This window comes from Vibrio sp. OPT46, from assembly GCF_015163535.1.
GTDB classification, from domain to species: Bacteria; Pseudomonadota; Gammaproteobacteria; order Enterobacterales; family Vibrionaceae; genus Vibrio; species Vibrio alginolyticus.
Window position 1 is genome coordinate 1 of record NZ_JADDYG010000304.1, and the last position, 22,168, is coordinate 22,168.

Annotated in this window: 21 protein-coding genes and 1 riboswitch; of the genes, 17 read left to right on the plus strand and 4 right to left on the minus strand. The window is 44.9% G+C overall.

Annotated features, from left to right (window positions below; genetic code table 11):
• The 3 genes from uvrB to luxU form a co-directional block, all read left to right on the plus strand.
• Positions 1–1,830 (plus strand): excinuclease ABC subunit UvrB (uvrB, locus tag IQR33_RS14625; RefSeq protein WP_193843787.1); only part of this gene is annotated, 1,830 nt, incomplete at its 5' end.
• Between the two features lie 292 nt (positions 1,831–2,122).
• Positions 2,123–3,529 (plus strand): quorum-sensing sigma-54 dependent transcriptional regulator LuxO, encoded by a 1,407-nt coding sequence (gene luxO, locus IQR33_RS14630; RefSeq protein WP_005380768.1) that lies wholly within the window; start codon positions 2,123–2,125, stop codon positions 3,527–3,529.
• Positions 3,526–3,870, plus strand: a complete 345-nt coding sequence (luxU, locus tag IQR33_RS14635; protein ID WP_054576229.1) for a quorum-sensing phosphorelay protein LuxU — start codon at positions 3,526–3,528, stop codon at positions 3,868–3,870. The genes luxO and luxU overlap by 4 nt, the downstream gene beginning before the upstream one ends.
• 138 nt (positions 3,871–4,008) lie before the next feature.
• Here luxU and IQR33_RS14640 read toward each other — a convergent pair whose 3' ends face one another.
• Positions 4,009–4,905, minus strand: a complete 897-nt coding sequence (locus tag IQR33_RS14640; protein WP_193837604.1) for a YvcK family protein — start codon at positions 4,903–4,905, stop codon at positions 4,009–4,011.
• A 175-nt stretch (positions 4,906–5,080) separates the two neighbouring features.
• Positions 5,081–5,215: riboswitch (molybdenum cofactor riboswitch) on the plus strand.
• On the opposite strand from IQR33_RS14640, the gene moaA reads away from it, so the two are divergent.
• From moaA to IQR33_RS14695, 11 genes are all read left to right on the plus strand, one after another.
• The gene (gene moaA, locus IQR33_RS14645) at positions 5,204–6,193 is read left to right on the plus strand and encodes a GTP 3',8-cyclase MoaA (protein WP_017636052.1); all 990 of its coding nucleotides are present in this window, start codon (positions 5,204–5,206) and stop codon (positions 6,191–6,193) included. Its footprint overlaps the riboswitch before it by 12 nt.
• Before the next feature lie 101 nt (positions 6,194–6,294).
• Positions 6,295–6,807 (plus strand): molybdenum cofactor biosynthesis protein B, encoded by a 513-nt coding sequence (gene moaB, locus IQR33_RS14650; RefSeq protein ID WP_005388935.1) that lies wholly within the window; start codon positions 6,295–6,297, stop codon positions 6,805–6,807.
• Positions 6,808–6,833: 26 nt separating this feature from the next.
• A complete protein-coding gene (gene moaC, locus IQR33_RS14655; RefSeq protein ID WP_005388936.1) occupies positions 6,834–7,313 on the plus strand; it encodes a cyclic pyranopterin monophosphate synthase MoaC in 480 nt (159 codons plus the stop codon).
• On the plus strand, positions 7,310–7,567 hold the full coding sequence (gene moaD, locus IQR33_RS14660; RefSeq protein ID WP_005388938.1) for a molybdopterin synthase sulfur carrier subunit: 258 nt from the start codon (positions 7,310–7,312) through the stop codon (positions 7,565–7,567). Before moaC ends, moaD begins: the two co-directional genes overlap by 4 nt.
• 1 nt (position 7,568) lies before the next feature.
• On the plus strand, positions 7,569–8,024 hold the full coding sequence (gene moaE, locus IQR33_RS14665) for a molybdopterin synthase catalytic subunit MoaE (RefSeq protein ID WP_017821374.1): 456 nt from the start codon (positions 7,569–7,571) through the stop codon (positions 8,022–8,024).
• A gap of 531 nt (positions 8,025–8,555) precedes the next feature.
• Positions 8,556–10,232 carry an ABC transporter substrate-binding protein gene (locus IQR33_RS14670; protein ID WP_017633862.1) on the plus strand — a complete coding sequence of 559 codons (1,677 nt, stop codon included), beginning with the start codon at positions 8,556–8,558 and terminating at the stop codon, positions 10,230–10,232.
• A 128-nt stretch (positions 10,233–10,360) separates the two neighbouring features.
• Positions 10,361–11,281 (plus strand): oligopeptide ABC transporter permease OppB, encoded by a 921-nt coding sequence (oppB, locus tag IQR33_RS14675; RefSeq protein ID WP_005380786.1) that lies wholly within the window; start codon positions 10,361–10,363, stop codon positions 11,279–11,281.
• A gap of 15 nt (positions 11,282–11,296) precedes the next feature.
• Positions 11,297–12,199 carry an oligopeptide ABC transporter permease OppC gene (oppC, locus tag IQR33_RS14680; protein ID WP_017633861.1) on the plus strand — a complete coding sequence of 301 codons (903 nt, stop codon included), beginning with the start codon at positions 11,297–11,299 and terminating at the stop codon, positions 12,197–12,199.
• A gap of 27 nt (positions 12,200–12,226) precedes the next feature.
• Positions 12,227–13,198 carry an ABC transporter ATP-binding protein gene (locus IQR33_RS14685; RefSeq protein WP_005380792.1) on the plus strand — a complete coding sequence of 324 codons (972 nt, stop codon included), beginning with the start codon at positions 12,227–12,229 and terminating at the stop codon, positions 13,196–13,198.
• Positions 13,177–14,190 (plus strand): murein tripeptide/oligopeptide ABC transporter ATP binding protein OppF, encoded by a 1,014-nt coding sequence (gene oppF / locus IQR33_RS14690; protein WP_005387265.1) that lies wholly within the window; start codon positions 13,177–13,179, stop codon positions 14,188–14,190. The genes IQR33_RS14685 and oppF overlap by 22 nt, the downstream gene beginning before the upstream one ends.
• A 167-nt stretch (positions 14,191–14,357) precedes the next feature.
• Positions 14,358–15,305 (plus strand): glutathione S-transferase family protein, encoded by a 948-nt coding sequence (locus tag IQR33_RS14695; RefSeq protein WP_005380796.1) that lies wholly within the window; start codon positions 14,358–14,360, stop codon positions 15,303–15,305.
• Positions 15,306–15,419: 114 nt separating this feature from the next.
• Here IQR33_RS14695 and IQR33_RS14700 read toward each other — a convergent pair whose 3' ends face one another.
• From IQR33_RS14700 to IQR33_RS14710, 3 genes are all read right to left on the minus strand, one after another.
• A complete protein-coding gene (locus IQR33_RS14700; protein WP_005380804.1) occupies positions 15,420–15,842 on the minus strand; it encodes a hypothetical protein in 423 nt (140 codons plus the stop codon).
• 342 nt (positions 15,843–16,184) lie between these two features.
• A complete protein-coding gene (gene pta, locus IQR33_RS14705; protein ID WP_033905765.1) occupies positions 16,185–18,329 on the minus strand; it encodes a phosphate acetyltransferase in 2,145 nt (714 codons plus the stop codon).
• A 136-nt stretch (positions 18,330–18,465) separates the two neighbouring features.
• Positions 18,466–19,662 carry an acetate kinase gene (locus tag IQR33_RS14710; RefSeq protein WP_005380807.1) on the minus strand — a complete coding sequence of 399 codons (1,197 nt, stop codon included), beginning with the start codon at positions 19,660–19,662 and terminating at the stop codon, positions 18,466–18,468.
• A 346-nt stretch (positions 19,663–20,008) separates the two neighbouring features.
• On the opposite strand from IQR33_RS14710, the gene yfbV reads away from it, so the two are divergent.
• The 3 genes from yfbV to IQR33_RS14725 form a co-directional block, all read left to right on the plus strand.
• Positions 20,009–20,461, plus strand: coding sequence for a terminus macrodomain insulation protein YfbV (yfbV, locus tag IQR33_RS14715; protein ID WP_005380809.1), 453 nt, complete (start codon positions 20,009–20,011; stop codon positions 20,459–20,461).
• Positions 20,462–20,791: 330 nt separating this feature from the next.
• Positions 20,792–21,757: an ABC transporter substrate-binding protein gene (locus IQR33_RS14720; RefSeq protein WP_053349612.1), complete on the plus strand. Its 966-nt coding sequence runs from the start codon at positions 20,792–20,794 to the stop codon at positions 21,755–21,757.
• 175 nt (positions 21,758–21,932) lie between these two features.
• Positions 21,933–22,168 (plus strand): ABC transporter permease subunit (locus tag IQR33_RS14725; protein WP_416222678.1); only part of this gene is annotated, 236 nt, incomplete at its 3' end.

Consider the following 22,168-nt stretch of genomic DNA (forward strand, 5'->3'; position numbering starts at 1 on the left):
ACGCTTGCTGCTCAGTTATATGGTGAGATGAAGTCATTCTTTCCTAATAATGCGGTTGAGTATTTTGTTTCTTACTACGATTACTACCAACCTGAAGCATACGTTCCCACAACAGATACTTTCATTGAAAAGGACGCTTCGGTTAACGCCCACATTGAGCAAATGCGACTGTCTGCCACTAAAGCTTTATTGGAACGGAAAGACGCTATTATAGTTGCTTCGGTTTCAGCTATCTATGGTTTGGGTGATCCGGAATCCTACTTACAAATGATGCTTCATTTGCGACGTGGAGATGTGATTGATCAGCGTGATATGCTTCGTCGCCTAGCGGAGCTCCAATACTCGCGCAATGATGTTGCTTTTGAGCGAGGGCAGTTCCGTGTCCGTGGCGAGGTGATTGATATATTCCCTGCTGAATCAGACCAAGACGCTGTGCGCGTTGAGATGTTTGACGATGAGGTGGATTGCATCAGTGTGTTCGATCCATTGACAGGCGTGGTGAAACAACGAGACTTGCCGCGCTATACCATCTATCCCAAGACGCACTATGTCACGCCAAGAGATCGCATTCTTGAAGCGATTGAAAATATTAAAGTCGAACTAGAAGTGCGCAAAAAGCAGCTTCTAGATAACAACAAGCTACTGGAAGAGCAGCGAATTAGCCAGCGCACTCAATTCGATATCGAAATGATGAATGAGTTGGGCTTTTGCTCCGGTATCGAAAACTATTCTCGTTATCTCAGTGGACGCTCGGAAGGTGAGCCGCCACCAACCCTGTTTGACTACTTACCTCATGATGGCTTGTTGATCATCGATGAATCTCACGTGACAGTACCGCAGATAGGTGCCATGTATAAAGGCGACCGTTCGCGTAAAGAAACGCTGGTGGAGTTTGGTTTCCGGTTACCTTCAGCTTTGGATAATCGTCCACTGAAGTTTGAGGAGTTTGAAGCACTAGCGCCACAAACGATTTTCGTCTCTGCTACGCCCGGAAATTACGAACTAGAAAAATCGGCGGGTGATGTGGCGGATCAAGTCGTTCGTCCTACAGGCTTGCTTGACCCTGAGTTGGAAGTTCGCCCAGTAGCGACCCAAGTCGACGACCTATTGTCTGAGATCCGTATTCGCGCTGCTAAAGATGAACGAGTTCTGGTTACAACACTGACCAAACGAATGGCTGAAGATCTCACCGAATACCTTCACGAACATGATGTTAAGGTACGTTATTTACACTCAGACATTGATACTGTTGAGCGTGTGGAAATTATCCGTGACCTTCGTCTTGGGGAATTTGACGTGCTGGTGGGAATAAACTTATTGAGAGAGGGCCTGGATATGCCAGAGGTCTCGTTAGTTGCAATTTTGGATGCGGATAAAGAGGGCTTCTTGCGGTCTGAACGCTCACTCATTCAGACCATTGGTCGTGCTGCACGAAACATCGAAGGTAAGGCGATTTTATACGCTGACCGAATCACCAACTCAATGAAAAAGGCGATGGATGAAACTAACCGTCGTCGCGAGAAGCAGGAAGCGTACAACGAAGAAATGGGTATTTCGCCACAAGCGCTCAAACGAAATATCAAAGACATCATGGAACTTGGCGATATCACTAAGTCTAAACGCCAGCGTAACACTAAACAGGTACCATTATCGAAAGTGGCGGAGCCTTCGCAAACTTACGAGGCACTGTCCCCTCAGCAGCTAGAAAAAGAAATCAGTCGACTGGAGGCAGCGATGTATCAGCATGCGCAAGATTTAGAATTTGAGTTAGCGGCACAAAAGCGTGACGAGATTGAAAAACTACGAGCGCAGTTCATCGCAAATAGTTGAACAAACTTACCGATTTAACTATCCAAGCATTTTAGGTCGCTTGTAAAAAAAAAGAAGCCAATAGGCAGTCGGGTCTATTGGCTTGTTTTGTGAACATATCGTTCACTAACAACGTCAGTTGGCTAGGTGACCCGAGGGGTCACTATCGTTACAGCATGGTTTGTGCCACTTTTTAAATAATTGATATTATTTTTGAATTTTTTCCTTTGCCCATAATTTAGCTAATGTTATTTGCAAAATGCAAAGCGTAATGCGATTATTGTTTAAAACACAACAAAATAATAGCTAGGTTATGCAACAAAAACCCGAAGGCCCAAAGTCTCGTTACCTTTTAATGGTCGAGGACACCGCATCTGTTGCGGCTCTGTACCGCTCATACCTGACACCGCTTGGCATAGATATCAATATTGTCGGCACAGGTAGGGATGCCATTGAGAGCCTAAATCATCGAATTCCAGATCTTATTTTACTCGATCTCCGTCTGCCAGATATGACGGGGATGGACGTTTTACATGCCGTTAAAAAGAGTCATCCCGACGTACCTATAATTTTTATGACCGCTCACGGTTCTATCGATACCGCTGTCGAGGCCATGCGTCATGGCTCACAAGACTTTCTAATTAAACCGTGTGAAGCGGACCGTTTACGTGTCACGGTTAACAATGCAATTCGTAAAGCGACCAAGCTAAAAAATGAAGCCGATAATCCAGGCAATCAGAGCTATCAGGGGTTTATCGGCAGTAGCCAAACCATGCAGCAGGTTTACCGTACGATAGATTCAGCGGCGAGCAGTAAAGCGAGTATTTTTATCACAGGTGAAAGTGGTACTGGTAAAGAGGTATGTGCCGAGGCTATTCACGCAGCAAGTAAACGTGGTGACAAACCTTTTATTGCAATTAACTGTGCTGCAATTCCAAAAGATTTGATTGAGAGTGAACTGTTTGGTCACGTAAAAGGGGCCTTTACTGGCGCTGCGAATGATCGTCAAGGGGCAGCTGAGTTAGCGGATGGCGGCACACTTTTTCTAGATGAGCTTTGTGAGATGGACTTGGATTTACAAACCAAGTTGCTACGATTTATTCAAACGGGCACATTCCAAAAAGTGGGTTCCTCAAAAATGAAGAGCGTGGATGTGCGCTTTGTTTGTGCCACTAACCGTGATCCCTGGAAAGAGGTACAAGAAGGTCGATTCCGTGAAGATTTGTACTATCGTTTGTATGTCATTCCTTTGCATTTACCGCCTTTACGCGAACGAGGCGAAGATGTTATTGAAATTGCATACTCACTGCTAGGTTACATGTCACACGAAGAAGGAAAAAGCTTCATACGTTTTGCGCCTGATGTCATCGAGCGATTCAACAGCTATGAGTGGCCGGGTAACGTTCGTCAGTTACAAAACGTGCTACGCAATATCGTTGTTCTAAACAACGGTAAAGAGATTACGTTGGACATGTTACCGCCACCGTTGAATCAACCGCTTGACCGTCCGTCGTCTGTGGCTAAATTAATTGAGCCGAAAGCGATGACCGCATCTGAGATTATGCCATTATGGATGACGGAAAAAATGGCAATCGAGCAAGCGATTGAAGCATGTGATGGCAATATTCCTCGAGCGGCGGGATACCTTGATGTCAGTCCGTCGACGATTTACCGCAAGTTACAGGCATGGAACGGCAAGGAAGAGCGGCAAAAAGTATGAGTGTAAATGTATTAAATCAGCAAAAAATAGATGAACTGTCGATGGAAATTGGCAGTGACAACGTACCTGTACTGTTCGATATCTTCCTAGGAGAAATGGATACCTATATCGAGAACTTATCCCAACTACAGGGGGCAGAGCGATTAGCTTACTCAAAAGAAATCAGCCACGCGTTGAAAAGTAGTGCTGCGAGCTTTGGGGCAGATCGCCTTTGTGAACTGGCGATGTCCATAGACAAAAAAGCGAAAGCCGGTGAGTTGACTGCGGAGTCTGAGGAGTTAGAGGTTATGTTCGATCTTTTGCACGAAACTCGAGATGCTTATCGCTCTTGGCGACAGTAACTATTTATTCCTATTAACCATTTTTTCTTAGTAAACATCTGTTCTTACTGGATGCCTGAACTAAAACCCTTCGATGACAGAAGGGTTTTCATTATCAATAAACACCTTAAAAGAGGGCGCTAGCCAGGTAACGTGCTCTTAAATAGAAAGTTGTAGCTGATTTTCAATCGCTAGTTTGAGCTTGTTTCTATCGTGACGCCAGTCTCGGTTAGAGGAGGCGAGTGACTCCGTCACTACATTCCATTGACTTAAGACGTCTTGCTTGGTTTTCTCTGCTAGAACCACGTCTATTTTTCTTCCTTGACAGGCACGTTCACACCATTCTAATTTTTGAGCCATCGTCATTCGTCCCGCTGGGCCGTATTCTGGACTCAGGTTAGCAACAAAAATGACTTTTGCTTTTGTGTTTGCTGCAATCGCTTTGCCGAGTTCAGGCAGCAATAAAGGAGGCATGATACTAGTTAAAAAACTGCCAGGGCCAAGAATAATCGCGTCCGCTTCCGCCAAAGCTGTGATGGCTTCTTTGGTAGCAGGCACTTCTGGTGAAAGATCCAAACGTCGCAAGTCTGCTTTCATTTCGTCGACATTTGTTTCTCCCGTAACCCACTTCCCATCTACGGATAACGCGGAAAGATCCGAAGGGTGTTCGGACATAGGAAGGATGTTAACGTCGACTTTTAACATATTGCGAATCAGATTAATGGCATCTAAAGGTCTGACCGATAAGTTATCGAGTGCAGTAAGCATCAAATTACCAAGATTATGACCATCAAGTTCGCCAGTGCCTTTGAAGCGATATTCAAACATCATAGAACTGATCGAAGGCTCTGTAATGAGCTGATTAATACAGTTACGTGTGTCTCCCCAAGCGATTCCTCCTTGGCAGTGACGAATTCTTCCTGTTGAACCACCATTGTCAGTCGTGGCAACAATCCCAGTTGCATTGCTGCCAAAATCTCGTAATGCGGCCAGCATTCGACCTAAGCCATGACCACCGCCAACAGCGACCACTTTTTTATCTGTGTAGATATTCATTATGTTCTTCTAATAATCTAATAAAAAACGGCTACAATTTATCTTAAGGAGTGTCTTAAAGGTACTCACTTAGCGGTAAATTGTGTCTCTAGAGAGTTTTTTATCACTCAAGTCTGGATTCCATTACAAATATTAAGTATTTTACACCGCAAAGCTATCAGAGATTTCATATCTCTGGTTGCCATAACTCCGAGCTCACTATTGCTAAGTCCTTGGATAAGCGTTTTGAGCCAGTGGCATACTGTCACAAGGGCATGATTGGAAATGGCCATGCCTCCCGTGTTTGGAAAGGTGTTCCGTGGCGCAACAATTCGAAGACAAATTTCATCGTAAGTTTTATTACTTGCGTCTGTCTGTGACCGACGTATGTAATTTCAAATGTACCTATTGCCTTCCTGATGGCTATAAGCCTTCGGGCAATAAAAACTCGTCTTTTTTATCTCTCCCTGAAATCAAACGGGTCGTAAAAGCATTCGCTGATTGTGGCACGTCAAAAGTGCGCATCACTGGTGGTGAGCCTAGCTTACGCAAAGATTTTACCGACATTATCCATTCAGTAGCGGCGACGCCTGGCATTCAAAAAGTTGCAACGACAACCAATGGCTATCGCATGGCAAAACAAGTCGCAGATTGGCGTGAAGCGGGTTTAACCCACATTAATGTCAGTGTGGATAGCCTTGACCCGCGTATGTTTCATCAAATCACAGGTGAAAATAAGTTTACTGAAGTCATGAATGGTATCGAACGTGCGTTCGAGGTCGGTTATGAGCAAGTAAAAGTTAATGTGGTGTTGATGAAAGATCTGAACCATCACGAGCTGCCAGCGTTTCTTAACTGGATAAAAGATCGTCCAATCCAACTGCGTTTCATTGAGTTGATGCAAACGGGTGAGATGGATGAGCTATTTAATAAGCACCATGTATCCGGAGTGGCAATTCGTAACCAGCTAATTGCAAATGGTTGGTTGCTGAAAGTGCGCTCGCATAATGATGGTCCTGCGCAAGTATTTGTTCATCCTGATTACAAGGGTGAAATAGGTCTTATCATGCCTTATGAAAAAGACTTTTGTGAAAGCTGCAACCGACTGCGCGTTTCGGCGATGGGTAAGCTGCACCTATGTCTGTTTGGAGACCACGGTGTAGAATTGCGTGATCTTTTGGAACGTGATGAGCAAGAGAGTGAGCTTATTGAACGTATCCAGGCGCAGTTACAAACCAAGTCGGTAAGCCATTTCTTGCATGATGGCAATACTGGTATGACGCCACACCTCGCGTCTATCGGCGGCTAACTTCATTCAATTTTTAGAGCGAGTTCACTGATAAGCTGGCTCTAACTTTTTCCGAATCGATACCAAGCGTATCAAAGCTAATTAAGAGAATAGGTGAACAAATGGGTCACGCTGAAAGCAAATTCCAACCTGCAAATATTGCCGTTCTAACGGTATCTGACACTCGTACTGAAGAAAACGATACCTCTGGTCGTTACCTTGCTGAACATGCTCAAGAAGCGGGTCACAACGTAGTAGACAAGCAAATTGTTATTGATGACATGTACAAGATCCGCGCGATTGTTTCTCAATGGATTGCTGATGAAAGCGTACAAGCGATCATGATTACTGGCGGTACAGGTTTCACCTCACGTGATAGCACGCCAGAAGCACTTAAGCCTCTATTTGATAAAGAAGTTGAAGGTTTTGGTGAGTTGTTCCGTATGGTGTCGTACGAAGAGATCGGTACGTCTACGATTCAGTCTCGTGCGATTGCTGGTTTTGCTAACCACACCGTGATCTTCGCAATGCCAGGTTCAACTGGTGCGTGCCGCACAGGCTGGACAAAAATTATTAAACAGCAGTTGGATGCAAGTCATCGCCCTTGTAACTTCATGCCACACCTATCTGTATAACCTTTCCTAAAAGCGAAGGAAAAACAATGACCCAATTTACACATATCAATGCTTCTGGCGAAGCAAACATGGTTGACGTGTCAGCAAAAACGGAGACGGTTCGTGAAGCTCGTGCTGAAGCATTTGTTCACATGGCCCCAGAAACACTTCAACTGATTGTCTCTGGCCAGCACCATAAAGGTGATGTATTTGCGACGGCTCGTATTGCTGGTATTCAAGCTGCGAAGAAAACCTGGGATTTGATTCCACTTTGTCATCCGCTACTACTCTCTAAAGTTGAAGTTCAACTGGAAGCTATCGAAACAGAAAACAAAGTTCGCATCGAATCAGTATGTAAACTTGCGGGTAAAACTGGTGTGGAAATGGAAGCGCTCACGGCAGCTTCCGTTGCTGCTCTAACGATTTACGATATGTGTAAAGCAGTACAAAAAGACATGGTCATTGGTCAAGTTCGTCTACTAGAGAAAACGGGTGGTAAATCTGGTCACTTTAAGGTGGAATCATGATTAAAGTACTTTTCTTTGCTCAAACTCGCGAGCTGATTGGCATCGACAGTGTCGAGTTAGACGGGCCGTTTGAAACGGTTGAATCAATTCGTGCACATCTAGTGGAAGAAGGCACTAAGAAAGATGGCAAGTGGGATTTAGCGCTCGAGCCAGGAAAGCTACTTGCTGCAGTGAACCAATCCATCGTCCCTTTGGATACACAAGTAAAAGCAGGTGACGAAGTTGCGTTTTTCCCGCCGGTAACTGGGGGTTAAGATGGATTCTCGTGTATCTGTACAAATTGAAGACTTTTCGGTTGAGCAAGAATATCAACGTCTATCTGAAGGGACGGCTGCCGGCGCTGTCGTTACATTCGTTGGTAAAGTTCGAGATATGAACCTTGGGGATAATGTCATTGGTTTACATCTAGAGCACTATCCGGGGATGACAGAGAAGAGCTTGAGCGACATTTGTGATCAAGCTGAGTCTCGCTGGCCACTATTAGGTGTACGCGTGATTCATCGCGTCGGAGACATGGATAGCGGTGATCAAATTGTATTTGTGGGCGTTTCCAGTGCGCACCGCGGCGCGGCATTTGATGCGTGCGAGTTCATCATGGATTATCTGAAAACCCAAGCTCCATTTTGGAAAAAAGAGCGTACGACGAATGAAGATCGTTGGGTTGAGTCGCGCGACACCGATCATCAAGCTGCACAGCGTTGGGAAAAATAGAACTAACCCGCATTCTAGTGAAAAAAGCTAAGTGCTAATGGTACTTAGCTTTTTTTGTATTTATCTTCATTGTATTGCTCACTTTGTTTCAATATTTCCTATCTTTTGTCTGGTGATATTCTTCACAATAAAAGTTTTTTGCCCAATATATAAACAATTATTTGTTAGACTTGATTTGTCATAAATGTTAAATGATGTGTAAATATCTAGCATAAGATGCTAGTAAATGGTTTAAACTCAGATTAATCGAAAGTTTCGCCTGTTAAATGTCGCTTCTGGTCTTTATTTGGCTGGTGAATGCTTTGGGGTTAGAGTTTACTGCTAGATATGTGTGGTTTAGTCAGCATTATTGGTTTTTTTGCTACATTTTTATGGCAAATTACTTCAATGATTGCTAATGTGTGCCGCAGTCTTTGTAAGGTTTTAGACTTTTGTGCTCAGAAAGTGCACTAAAAAAATCTAAAACTCTGACCGTTCCAGGCCCTTACAAAGAAGTCATGGATGCTAACGAAAAAATTTGGAGTTTTACGCATGTATAAGAATAAAATCACGCGCGCTTTATTTATTGGTGCTGGTCTTTCTCTCGCTCTAGCTGGTTGTGGTGAAAAGCCTGCGGAGAAACAAGCTGCTGAGCCTGCTCCGGCTCCAGCCCCTGAAGCTAAATCTGATTCTAAAGAGCCAAAACTTGCTGCTGTTCAAGAATTGGTGCGTGGTAACGGTACAGAAGTTGCGACAATAGACCCTCATAAATCTCAAGGTGTTCCAGAATCCCACGTGATTCGCGATCTTCTTGAAGGCCTTGTAAACCAAGATGCGGACGGTAACACTATCCCTGGTGTTGCAGAATCTTGGGAAACTGAAGACAACAAAACATACACTTTCCACTTACGTGAAGACGCAAAATGGTCAAACGGTGATCCTGTCACTGCAGGTGATTTCGTTTACAGCTTCCAACGCGCAGTCGATCCAGCAACCGCCTCTCCATATGCTTGGTACATGGAATACACCAAGATGAAGAACGCAAAAGACATTGTTGCGGGTAAAAAAGATAAGAGCGAGTTAGGTGTTAAAGCGGTTGACGATCACACGTTAGTGGTTGAGTTAGATACTGCAGTACCATATTTTGTAATGATGATGGGCCACACGACAGTGAAACCTGTTCATCAAGCAACTGTTGAAAAGTTCGGCGATCAATGGACGAAGCCAGAGAACTTTGTAGGTAACGGTGCTTATGTTGTTGACAACTGGGTTGTAAACGAGCGTTTGGTTCTAAAACGTAACGAACAGTACTGGGACAACGAAAACACGACGCTTGACCAGGTTACTTTCCTACCAATCGAGAACCAAGTAGCGGAAATGAACCGCTTCCTAGCGGGTGAAATCGACTTCACGAACGAGCTGCCTACAGAGCACTTCAAGCGTCTGAAGAAAGAGCACCCACAAGAAGTGTCGGTAACCGGTAACTTATGTACTTACTACTACATCTTCAATACGAAGAAAAAGCCGTTTGATGATGTTCGTGTGCGTAAAGCGATTTCTTATGCGATTGACCGTAACATTGTGACCGATGCGATTTTAGGTCAAGGTCAAAAGCCAGCTTACTTCCTAACACCTGAAATTACGGCAGGTTTCAACCCAGAAATTCCTGCATACGGCAAAATGACGCAAGAAGAGCGTAACGCAGAAGCTGCGCGTCTATTGGAAGAAGCGGGTTACGGCGCAGACAACCCTCTTGAATTTAACCTTCTATACAATACATCAGAGAACCACAAGAAACTTGCGGTTGCACTGGGTTCAATGTGGAAGAAGACACTTGGTCTAGACGTTACGCTAGAAAACCAAGAGTGGAAAACTTACCTATCTACCAAAGATTCTGGCAACTTTGAGGTTGCTCGTGCAGGTTGGTGTGGCGACTACAACGAAGCTTCATCTTTCCTAACGCTGATGATGAGTAATAACACTACTGGTGGTATTCACTACGACAGCAAAGAGTACGATGCGATCATGAACAAAGCATTTGCTTCAACTTCTGACGAAGAGCGCCAAGCACTTTACCTAGAAGCAGAGAAGTTGATGGCAAAAGATATGCCAATCGCACCTATCTACCAGTACGTGAAATCACGTCTACTATCACCGAAAGTTGGTGGCTTCCCAGTAAATAACGCGGAAGACAAGATTTACTCTAAAGATCTCTACATCACAGAGTAATTCGTAACTCGATAGAACTATAAAAATGAGGCCCTACATGTGAGAAATTGCATGTAGCGCCTATCTTTAGTCCAAAAGAATTGGACGACTTCTTTAATTTAACTGTCACAGACTGAAAGAGTGAGTTTATGCTTAAATTCATCGCAAAAAGGATATTTGAGGCGATCCCAACAATGTTGGTTTTGATCACCGTATCTTTCTTTCTTATGCGCTTTGCACCGGGAAACCCTTTCTCGACAGAGCGTCCATTGCCACCCGAAGTAATGGCAAATATCGAAGCTAAATATGGCTTGGATAAACCTGTATTTGAACAATACACCACGTATTTGACCAATGTTATCCAAGGCGATTTCGGACCGTCATTTAAATACCTTGATTACTCAGTAAACGAGCTGATCGCGGTTGCCTTACCTGTTTCGGCTAAAGTGGGCTTCATCGCCTTTATCTTTACTTTGATAATGGGGGTTACCGTCGGTACCATTGCTGCGCTCAAGCAAAATACTTGGATTGATTACACCATTATGTCGACTGCGATGCTTGGTGTCGTAATGCCATCCTTCGTATTAGCGCCTGCGCTTATCTACATATTCTCGCTTCACTGGAATATCTTCCCTGCGGGCGGTTGGCAAGATGGTAGCTGGCAGTATTTAGTGCTTCCTGTTATTGGTATGTCGCTACTGTATGTTGCTACCTTTGCTCGTATTACGCGTGGTTCGATGATCGAAACCCTAAACAGTAACTTTATTCGTACGGCACGTGCTAAAGGTCTAAGTTACCGTTATATCATTATCAAACACGCTCTTAAGCCGGCACTTCTCCCTGTTGTTTCTTACATGGGTCCAGCTTTCGTAGGTATCATCACCGGTTCCGTTGTTATCGAAACCATTTTTGGTCTGCCTGGTATTGGTAAACTATTCGTTAACGCTGCGTTTAACCGTGACTACTCGCTAGTAATGGGGGTAACCATTCTGATTGGTTTCCTATTCATTCTATTCAACGCGATTGTAGATATTTTACTTGCAATGATTGACCCGAAAATTCGCTACTAACAGGGACGTTTGGTTATGTTAACGAAAAAAGAAAACCTAGAAGCGATTGAGAAATTCTCCGAAAACTTGGAGATTGAAGGTCGCAGTCTTTGGCAAGATGCTCGTATCCGTTTCATGCGCAACAAAGCGGCGATGGTGAGCTTATTCCTTCTTGTTCTAATGACGTTGGCCGTTATTATCCTGCCAATGATCGCACCGTACACATTTGATGATACTGACTGGTACGCGATGCACGTTGCACCGAATGCTGACCATTGGTTTGGTACTGACAGCTTAGGCCGTGATTTATACGTGCGTACGCTAATTGGAGGTCGTATTTCGTTGATGGTAGGTGTTATGGGTGCATTTGTAGCGGTACTGATTGGTACGCTCTACGGCGCAGCATCTGGTTTCATCGGCGGTAAAGTTGACCGCGTAATGATGCGTATTCTAGAAATTTTATACGCGGTACCGTTTATGTTCCTGGTGATTGTACTGGTAACATTCTTCGGTCGTAACATCATGCTGATCTTCGTTGCGATTGGTGCTATCGCATGGCTAGATATGGCGCGTATCGTACGTGGTCAGACTCTTAGTCTACGTAGCAAGGAGTTTATCGAAGCGGCACATGTGTGTGGTGTAAGCAACTGGAAAATCATTACTCGTCATATCGTACCTAACGTACTGGGTATTGTAGCGGTATACTCTACGCTGCTTATCCCAAGTATGATTCTAACGGAATCATTCCTATCATTCCTTGGTCTTGGTGTTCAGGAACCAATGACAAGTTGGGGCGCTCTTCTACAAGAAGGTGCACAGACAATGGAAGTAGCAATCTGGCAGCTGGCATTCCCAGCAGTGTTCATGGTTGTGACGCTATTCTGCTTCAACTACGTTGGTGACGGCCTGCGCGATGCGCTGGATCCAAAAGACAGATAATTAAAAGATAAGATTAAGGAAGCAATGATGAGCTTATTAGATGTCAAAGATCTGCGCGTCGAATTCACCACGCAAGATGGTATCGTAACCGCAGTAAACGATTTGAACTTCTCTCTCAACCAAGGCGAAACCTTAGGTATCGTTGGAGAGTCGGGATCAGGTAAATCTCAAACCGTATTCGCAATCATGGGCCTTTTGGCTAAGAACGGTATTATTTCTGGTAGCGCAAAGTTTGAAGGCAAAGAAATCCTAAACTTACCAGAAAAAGAACTGAACAAAGTGCGTGCGGAACAGATCGCAATGATCTTCCAAGACCCAATGACATCACTGAACCCTTACATGAAAGTGAGTGATCAGTTGATGGAAGTGCTTATGCTGCACAAAGGCATGGGCAAAGCGGAAGCATTTGAAGAATCAGTACGCATGCTGGAAGCGGTAAAAATCCCTGAAGCGCGTAAGCGTATCACGATGTACCCGCATGAGTTTTCAGGCGGTATGCGTCAGCGTGTAATGATCGCGATGGCGTTGTTATGTCGTCCTAAACTGCTTATTGCCGATGAGCCAACAACAGCACTTGATGTGACGGTACAAGCACAGATCATGGACTTGTTGAATGAGCTGAAATCTGAGTTCAACACAGCGATCATCATGATCACGCACGACCTTGGTGTGGTTGCAGGTTCGTGTGACAAGGTGCTGGTGATGTATGCAGGCCGTACTATGGAGTACGGCAACGTAAACGAAATTTTCTACAATCCAAGCCATCCTTATGCGGAGGGGCTGCTGAAGGCGATTCCTCGCCTCGATACTGAGGGTGAAATTCTGCCGACCATTCCTGGTAATCCACCAAACTTGCTTCGTCTACCGCCGGGCTGCCCTTATCAAGAGCGCTGTCACCGTGTGATGGATCGTTGTAAGCGCGAGGCGCCAATTCTGACACCATTTGGTGATGGTCGTCAGCGTGCATGTTTTTCTGAATGGGAGGCTTGGAACAAATGAACGCAGTAGACAAAAAACTAATTCTGGACATTTCTGAGCTGAAAGTTCACTTCAGCATTGCCTCAAAGTCGGCATGGCCGTGGTCAAAGCCTTCGAGCCTGAAAGCGGTAGATGGCGTGAACGTTCGACTATACGAAGGGGAAACGCTTGGTGTAGTAGGTGAATCAGGTTGTGGCAAATCGACGTTTGCTCGTGCCATCATTGGTCTGGTTGAAGCTACTGACGGCCAAGTAGTTTGGTTGGGTCAAGACCTTACTAAAATGAAAAGCGTTCAGCGCCGTGAGACGCGTAAAGAAATTCAGATGATTTTCCAAGACCCATTGGCATCGCTGAATCCGCGTATGACTGTTGGTGATATCATTGCTGAACCTCTTGAGACATTCTATCCAGAACTGTCTAAGCAGGAAGTGAAAGATCGCGTTAAAGAGATGATGGCGAAAGTTGGCCTATTACCTAACGTGATTAACCGTTACCCACACGAGTTCTCGGGTGGTCAGTGTCAGCGTATCGGGATAGCGCGTGCGCTTATCCTTAAGCCTAAGATGATCATTTGTGACGAGCCAGTATCGGCGCTTGATGTATCTATTCAAGCTCAGGTGGTTAACCTACTTAAAGAGATTCAAAAAGAGTTAGGGCTTTCTCTGGTATTCATTGCGCATGACTTGTCTGTCGTTAAACACATTTCAGATCGCGTTTTAGTTATGTATTTAGGTAATGCCGTGGAACTTGGCGAGGCCGAGGCTCTGTTTGCTGATCCTAAGCACCCATATACGCGTGCGCTGATGTCTGCGGTTCCGATCCCGGACCCGGATATTGAGCGCAATAAGAAAATCCAAATGCTAGAGGGTGATCTTCCTTCACCTATCAACCCACCGTCGGGTTGTGTATTCCGCACTCGTTGCCCACAAGCAACCGAAGAGTGTGCGAAGACAAAGCCAACCATTTTAGGTAATGACGTTCACGCGGTATCTTGTTTACACGTTAGTGTATAAATTCAGCCTGTGACGGGCTTAAGCGCGACACCTTCATCGGGTCGCGCTTTTTTTATGTGTCTGATTTATACATTCGAATTTCTTGAACATGATGTCCTAAGTTCGATGATTCTCTGTTTGATAGGAAACGCTAATATAGACACAAACAGAACGAGAGGAGAGCAATCATGGGTAAGTTGGTTGAAGGTGTTTGGCAAGATGTCTGGTATGACACAAAATCAAATGGTGGCAAATTTGTGCGCGAAGATGCCGGATTCCGTAACTGGGTTAAAAACGACCCTGATGCGGAGTTTACACCAGAGTCCGGTCGATACCATTTGTATGTCTCTCTTGCTTGTCCGTGGGCACATCGAACCCTCATTTTCCGCAAGCTGAAAGGTTTAGAACCACATATTGATGTCACGGTCGTTTGCCCTGATATGCTCAGCCAAGGTTGGCAAATGGGGCTTCCTGAGCCATTGTTTGGTCACACGCGCATGTATCAAATTTACACGCAGGCCAAACCCGATTACACGGGCCGCGTAACCGTGCCTGTACTTTGGGATAAAAAGACCAATACTATTGTGTCAAACGAGTCGTCAGAGATCATTCGCATGTTCAATTCGGAATTCAATGCGTTAACAGGGAATCACGACGACTACTATCCAGATCATCTAAAACACGTTATTGATGAGTGGAACGATTTTGTTTATCCGAATGTCAACAACGGAGTGTATCGTTGTGGCTTCGCGACTACACAAGAGGCGTATGAAGAAGCGTTTGATTCTTTGTTTAATGCGTTAGATAAAATCGATGCTCACTTAGCGACGCATCGTTACTTAGCAGGGAACACAATTACTGAGGCTGATTGGCGTTTGTTTACGACTCTTATTCGTTTTGATGCGGTGTATGTGGGGCATTTCAAGTGTAACAAGCAGCGCATCGCAGACTACGAAAATATACAAGGCTACTTAAAAGAGTTGTATCAAGTTGAAGGCGTTGAAGACACGACGGATTTCTATCACATTAAACGCCACTACTACTTCAGCCACACTGGGATTAATCCGACGCAAGTTGTACCAAAAGGGCCTGATTTAGACCTAAATACTCCTCATGGAAGAGAAAGGATTGGCTAGTTTGCTGCTTCCATCGCAAATGAAAAAGTACTTAACGGTTAGCAATGCCGTTGAGTACTTTTGTGTCATCTAAATACCGGGAGTAGGAAGTTTACTTTTTCATTCATCGCCACCCTACTTAGCGCGTACGATGTCCATCACTAGCTTTCCGTCCACTTTTACAGGACCGTCCTCTTTAGCGCCGAGCGTATACTCAAACACACCAGTCTTCATGCCACCTTTCTCTCCGTGGACCATTAACATCAGCATATCGCCTGATTCTACTGGTTCCATCAAAATTGCATTTACGTTTTCATTCTTTCCCATTTTTAACGGAGCGTAGCCGATAACAGGACCAGGCTTCATTGATTCGTCTGTTCGGTGGACAACCATCCACCCATTGTCATCAGCATGAGCCATTTCAGCGGTCACCGTTCCTCCGGACATATCTTGATCGACGCCTTTAATACTCGGGGCGGAAAAGCTGAATGAAGAAAAACTAATCAGAAACGCAGCTAAACCAAACTTTATCAGTGATGTATTGATGAAATCCTTCATATATATTCCTTAGCAGTCAATGAGTTTGTGCATTGCAGTAGCTTTTACGTATTTCCTAGCAAAAAAGTTTAGCTAAAACGTAAATAATGTCGATAAATTGAACAGGGACCGTGCTGCTTTGGAGCCAATGCATTTTGGGGAGTGGGTCAATCGGTGTAAGAACAAGCACGAGCAATGTCGATTAGGTATGGGGGGCGATAGGGAGAAAAGCTTTGTGCACCAGTAATTATAGGTTGTGCAGTGATTGGTATAAAAAATAAATAAGTGTTCTGGCCAGCAATAGAAAAAGCCCTCGACGAATCGAGGGCTTTGTATCTATATCCAACTAGATGTAAGAAGCTATTATTTAGCTTCTTGGTCTGCTTGGATAGCTGTTAGAGCGATGGTGTACACGATGTCGTCTACTAGCGCGCCACGAGACAAGTCGTTTACAGGCTTACGCATACCTTGCAGCATTGGACCGATAGATACTAGGTCAGCTGAACGTTGTACCGCTTTGTAAGTTGTGTTACCCGTGTTTAGGTCTGGGAATACAAATACTGTCGCTTTACCTGCAACTGGAGAGTTTGGTGCTTTAGAAGCAGCAACGTTTTCCATAATAGCAGCGTCGTACTGTAGAGGACCGTCAATGATAAGATCAGGACGTTTCTCTTGAGCCAGTTTTGTTGCTTCACGTACTTTATCAACGTCTGCACCCTTACCAGATTCACCAGTAGAGTAAGAGATCATTGCAACGCGTGGTTCGATACCGAATGCTGCTGCAGAGTCGGCAGATTGGATAGCGATTTCAGCAAGCTGTTCAGCAGTTGGATCTGGGTTGATTGCACAGTCACCGTAAACCAGTACTTGATCAGGCAGAAGCATGAAGAATACTGAAGATACGATAGACGCATTTGGTGCCGTCTTGATGATTTGGAACGGAGGAACGATAGTGTTCGCCGTAGTGTGAACAGCACCAGAAACTAGGCCGTCAACTTCGTCGTTCTCAAGCATCATTGTGCCTAGGAATACTGAATCTTGTAGCTTCTCACGAGCCACAACTTCAGTCATGCCTTTCGCACCGCGCAACTCAACTAGGCGAGCAACGTAGTTTTCACGAACAGCATCTGCATCGATGATGGTTACACCAGTACCTAGCTCAACGCCTTGTTGAGCCGCTACGCGACGGATTTCATCTGGGTTACCTAGAAGTACACAGTCTGCAATGCCGCGTTCAGCACAGATTGCCGCTGCTTTAACTGTGCGTGGTTCGTCACCTTCTGGAAGAACGATACGCTTACCTGCTTTACGAGCAAGTTCAGTTAGCTGGTAACGGAACGCTGGTGGGCTTAGACGACGAGACTTCTGAGTGCCTTCAGTCATAGACTCGATCCAGTTACCGTCGATGTGGCCAGCAACGTGTTCGTTGATGAACTCGATACGCTCTTTATCGTCTGCAGGTACTTCGATGCTGAAGCTCTGTAGGTTTAGAGACGTTTGCCAAGTGTTACCTTGTGCTTTGAAGATAGGTAGACCAGTGTCGAATGCTGGTTTACATAGGCCTTCGATTTCGCTAGGGATATCGTAACCGCCAGTTAGCAGTACTGCACCAATATCCACACCGTTCATTGCAGCAAGAGAAGCAGCAACGATAACATCAGGACGGTCTGCAGAAGTAACAAGTAGAGAACCCGGTTTGAAGTGCTCAATCATGTTTGGCAGAGAACGTGCACAGAAAGTGATGCTCTTGATGCGACGAGTGTTGATGTCACCTTCGTTGATGATATCTGCGTTCAGGTGTTTAGCCATGTCGATTGCACGAGTCGCAATCAGATCAATGCTCCATGGCACACAACCTAGTACACGAATTGGAGAAGTGTTGAAAATTTCCATCACTTTCAATTCGTTTTGTTTCGCGCTGTCTGCATCGTCAAAGATTTCAGATAGGTCAGGGCGAGTACGGCCAGCTTCGTCAACAGGAGCGTTTAGCTTGTTGATGATAACACCAGAGATGTTTTTGTTTTTAGTGCCGCCGAAGTTAGAACATGCTACTTCGATACGCTCTTTCAGTTGCGCAGGGTTATCAGTACCTGGAGTCGCAACTAGCACGATTTCTGCACCAAGTGTTGCCGCGATTTCCGCGTTTACTTGGTTTGCAAATGGGTGCTTACGAGTAGGTACAAGACCTTCGATTAGCGTAACGTCTGCGTCTTTGTTGATTTGGTTGTAACGTTCAACAACGGTTTCTAGCAGCTCGTCCATGTTGTCGTTACCGATTAGGCTTTCAGCAACAGACATCGCCATTGGTTCACCGATCTTCATATCGCTGTTACGACCAACGATAGTTGAAGTCAGATCTGGCTGATCACCACCTGAACGTGGCTGACAGATTGGCTTGTAGAAAGAAACTTTAACGCCTTTACGCTCCATAGCGCGAAGAACACCCATGCTAACGCTTGTTAGGCCAACGCCTGCGCTAGTAGGGATAAGCATAATAGTACGAGACATTCGTAGAGTACCTTTAGCTATTTGGGGGATAAAAGCTCAACTCTTATTCCATGAAGCTCGAAGAATAGGAGTTGAGCCCCTAAGAAATTCGTTTGAATGAAAATCTGGCTAGCCGAGTGGCTAGCCAGGAATTCAATTAAAGACCTGTCAGGCGAGCAGTGTCTTCAGCGATGACTAGCTCTTCGTTAGTAGAGATAACCATTGCAGGGATACGGCTGTTTTCAGTCGTGATAACGCCTTCGCCGCCGAAGCGAGCTTTAAGGTTAGCTTCGCTATCTACTTCGATACCGAAGATGCCAAGACGGTTTAGAACCATTTCACGGATAGGGCCAGAGTTCTCGCCGATACCGCCAGTGAAAGTGATTGCGTCTAGACGGCCTTCCATTGAAGCAGTGTAGCCAGCAACGTATTTAGCTAGACGGTGGCAGAACACGTCCATTGCGCGTGTTGCTTCTTCTTTTTGACCGTAGTTGTCTTCAACGAAACGACAGTCAGAAGTCACTTCAGTTAGACCTTGAAGACCAGACTCTTTAGTTAGCATCGTGTTGATTTGATCAACAGAGTAACCTAGAGCGTCGTGTAGGTGGAAGACGATAGCAGGGTCGATGTCGCCACAGCGAGTACCCATTACCAGACCTTCAAGTGGAGTAAGACCCATAGAAGTGTCTACAGATTGACCGTTCTTGATCGCACATACAGATGCGCCGTTACCTAGGTGACAGTTGATGATGTTTACTTCTTCAACTGGTTTGTTTAGTAGGCCTGCAACTTCACGAGTGATGAACAAGTGAGAAGTACCGTGCATGCCGTAACGACGGATACCGTGTTCTTTGTATAGGTTGTATGGAAGAGCGTATAGGTAAGACTCTTCAGGCATAGTTTGGTGGAACGCAGTGTCAAATACAGCAACGTTTTTCAGCTCTGGGAAGTTTTTCTTAGCCGCTTCGATACCGATGATGTGAGCAGGGTTATGAAGAGGTGCAAATGTTGCAGCGTCTTGAATACCTTTTAGAACTTCATCAGTAATTAGTGCAGATTGAGTGAACTGCTCGCCGCCGTGAACGATACGGTGACCGATTGCGCCTAGGTTAGCTTTAAGCTCTGGCTTAGAAGCAAGAATAGTTTCTACCATAAACGCTAGTGCTTCTTCGTGAGCTGCACCATTGCCTAGTTGAGCTTCGTGCTTTCCATCAAGTTTCCACTTGATGCGAGCTTCAGGAAGGTGAAGACACTCAGCAAGACCTGACAAGTGCTCGTCGCCGTTCTCGGCATCAACAACGGCAAATTTAAGAGAAGAACTACCGCAGTTTAAAACTAAAACTAGCTTAGACATGTATGACTACCTGTTATTCGTCTGATAAAAAATCAGTTAAAGAATGAAAAATTAATCACAAGAATAGCCGATACCCAGAAGGCTGCGTACTAATCCTGGTCAAAAATTGTTCTAATTCCATATAAAGAAATAGTGATGAACCCTTCCATCACTATGATGCGATCCGTGCAGATAGATATCTCGGAGTTGCTTAAATTGTAAATAACAGCAACAATGAGATTGAGGGTCTGCAAAGGATAGCGATAATAAGCAATGATAACAAAAAAAATTTGAAAGAATATTAACTTTCATCAATTTTTTGTACCTTCAGTTGAAATGTTCAACTATTTTTTAGTGAGAGAACGGTATGAGTAATAAAGTCGGATTGATCCATAGCCTGAAAGATGGCCAGAATTACATGGAGATCTGGCCGGTTCGTAAAGAGCTAAGCGCCATATTTCCGGAACAGCGTATCATTAAGGCGACTCGCTTTGGCATTAAAGTCATGCCAGCTGTTGCTGCGATCAGCGTACTCACTCAAATGGCATTCAACAATTACCACGCTTTACCTCAATCCATTGTTGTCGCCTTGTTTGCGATTAGCTTGCCACTTCAAGGCATTTGGTGGCTTGGGGCTCGATCCAACACGAAATTGCCGCCTTCTTTGGCCTCTTGGTATCGGGAGTTGCATCAAAAAATTGTGGAAACAGGTTTTGCATTAGAGCCTGTCAAAGCTCGCCCTCGTTACAAAGAGCTTGCGATAATACTGAACCGAGCGTTTCGCCAGCTCGATAAATCGTCATTAGAGCGTTGGTTCTAATTTAAATTGTTTGAAATGGAGTGTGCACTGGCCGCTCCATTTTTGATCCTGCCTCTATTACCTACTTTGACGGTCGTTGATGAAGCGAGCGAAGCTTTGTTTACCAAAGATTCTTTCCGGATGAAGAAGTCCCCCCGATCACAAATGTTACTTTAGTGTTAAATCTTTCTTTTCTTTACTAAGACTTAGTAGTAATAATAAAAACAAGATGCGCAAGAAGTGCACAGTTATATGAACACAACAATACCGCCTTCAAACATTTGAATTCACGAGTCGATACACATATTGAAAGCTCGTGAAACAAGGACGAAGTCACATCAAGGAGTTATGATGAAAACGAAACGTTTACTAGCCACTGCCGTTCTATCAGCTACTGCTATTTTCTCTTCTACCAATGTACTGGCCGCCACTGCAACTGTCGCAGTTTCACAGATTGTCGAACACCCGGCGTTAGACGCGACGCGCCAAGGGTTACTTGATGGTTTGAAAGCGAAAGGCTACGAAGAAGGCAAAAATCTAGAATTTGATTATAAGACCGCACAGGGTAATCCAGCGATTGCGGTGCAAATTGCCCGTCAGTACGTCGGTGAAAATCCTGATGTGTTAGTTGGCATCGCGACACCTTCGGCACAAGCCTTGGTGTCGGCTACTCGCTCTATTCCTGTTGTCTTTACTGCGGTAACAGATCCGGTTGGTGCGAAATTGGTTAAGTCGATGGAACAACCAGGCAAAAACGTAACTGGCCTGTCTGATCTTTCACCCGTTGCTCAGCATGTCGATCTCATCCAAGAAATTCTTCCTCAGGTGAAAAGCATCGGGGTTGTATTTAATCCCGGTGAAGCTAATGCCGTGACTTTAGTTGAATTACTAAAAGAAAGCGCAAAAGCAAAAGGCATACAAGTGGTTGAAGCGACCGCACTAAAAAGTGCTGATGTTCAGTCTGCGACTCAAGCGATTGCAGCGAAATCAGACATTCTTTACGCCCCAACAGACAATACAGTTGCAAGTGCGATTGAAGGAATGATTGTGGCAGCGAATCAAGCGAAGAAACCTGTATTTGGTGGCGCGACGTCGTATGTCGAAAAAGGTGCAATTGCAGGCTTAGGTTTTGACTACTACCAGGTTGGTGTACAAACCGCGGATTACGTGGCGGCGATTCTTGATGGTCAAGAACCAGGCAAGCTGGATGTAAAAGTCGCGACGGGCTCTGACCTTGTAATTAATGAAAGCGCAGCATCTAAGCTCGGTATCAAGCTGCCAAATTCTGTGGTTGAACGTGCGACAAGCATGCAATAAGTAACGCTTTTTGGGGGTTAAGCCTGTCACGTTGGTTGGTAGACGCTTGCCCCAAAATTGATACTCGCCGGATTTCTCGTGTAGAGCATTCTGCTAGAGAAGAAGGGGAGTATACGTTAGAAGTCTTAAGTTCAGGTTGGTATTAGCCAGCCTGAGCATGCAGAAAGGAGCAGTTATGTCTGCATTTGCTTTTTTTGGTGCACTCGAAATTGGCTTGATTTATGGCCTAGTCGCTCTGGGTGTGTATCTTACGTTCCGTGTTCTCGATTTCCCCGATTTGAGTGTGGATGGCAGCTTTCCAATGGGAGCTGCGGTAGCTGCAACGGCGATTGTCGCAGGTATTAATCCTTGGCTTGCGACAATAATGGCGATGATAGCTGGTAGTATGACGGGGTGGGTAACCGCTTTTCT

Bases quoted from the DNA above. Each gene is read 5' to 3' on its own strand.
- luxO (WP_005380768.1), top strand. From the start codon at position 2,123: ATGCAACAAAAACCCGAAGGCCCAAAGTCTCGTTACCTTTTAATGGTC.
- luxU (WP_054576229.1), top strand. From the start codon at position 3,526: ATGAGTGTAAATGTATTAAATCAGCAAAAAATAGATGAACTGTCGATG.
- IQR33_RS14640 (WP_193837604.1), bottom strand. From the start codon at position 4,905: ATGAATATCTACACAGATAAAAAAGTGGTCGCTGTTGGCGGTGGTCAT.
- moaB (WP_005388935.1), top strand. From the start codon at position 6,295: ATGGGTCACGCTGAAAGCAAATTCCAACCTGCAAATATTGCCGTTCTA.
- moaC (WP_005388936.1), top strand. From the start codon at position 6,834: ATGACCCAATTTACACATATCAATGCTTCTGGCGAAGCAAACATGGTT.
- moaD (WP_005388938.1), top strand. From the start codon at position 7,310: ATGATTAAAGTACTTTTCTTTGCTCAAACTCGCGAGCTGATTGGCATC.
- moaE (WP_017821374.1), top strand. From the start codon at position 7,569: ATGGATTCTCGTGTATCTGTACAAATTGAAGACTTTTCGGTTGAGCAA.
- IQR33_RS14670 (WP_017633862.1), top strand. From the start codon at position 8,556: ATGTATAAGAATAAAATCACGCGCGCTTTATTTATTGGTGCTGGTCTT.
- oppB (WP_005380786.1), top strand. From the start codon at position 10,361: ATGCTTAAATTCATCGCAAAAAGGATATTTGAGGCGATCCCAACAATG.
- oppC (WP_017633861.1), top strand. From the start codon at position 11,297: ATGTTAACGAAAAAAGAAAACCTAGAAGCGATTGAGAAATTCTCCGAA.
- IQR33_RS14685 (WP_005380792.1), top strand. From the start codon at position 12,227: ATGAGCTTATTAGATGTCAAAGATCTGCGCGTCGAATTCACCACGCAA.
- oppF (WP_005387265.1), top strand. From the start codon at position 13,177: ATGGGAGGCTTGGAACAAATGAACGCAGTAGACAAAAAACTAATTCTG.
- IQR33_RS14695 (WP_005380796.1), top strand. From the start codon at position 14,358: ATGGGTAAGTTGGTTGAAGGTGTTTGGCAAGATGTCTGGTATGACACA.
- IQR33_RS14700 (WP_005380804.1), bottom strand. From the start codon at position 15,842: ATGAAGGATTTCATCAATACATCACTGATAAAGTTTGGTTTAGCTGCG.
- pta (WP_033905765.1), bottom strand. From the start codon at position 18,329: ATGTCTCGTACTATTATGCTTATCCCTACTAGCGCAGGCGTTGGCCTA.
- IQR33_RS14710 (WP_005380807.1), bottom strand. From the start codon at position 19,662: ATGTCTAAGCTAGTTTTAGTTTTAAACTGCGGTAGTTCTTCTCTTAAA.
- yfbV (WP_005380809.1), top strand. From the start codon at position 20,009: ATGAGTAATAAAGTCGGATTGATCCATAGCCTGAAAGATGGCCAGAAT.
- IQR33_RS14720 (WP_053349612.1), top strand. From the start codon at position 20,792: ATGAAAACGAAACGTTTACTAGCCACTGCCGTTCTATCAGCTACTGCT.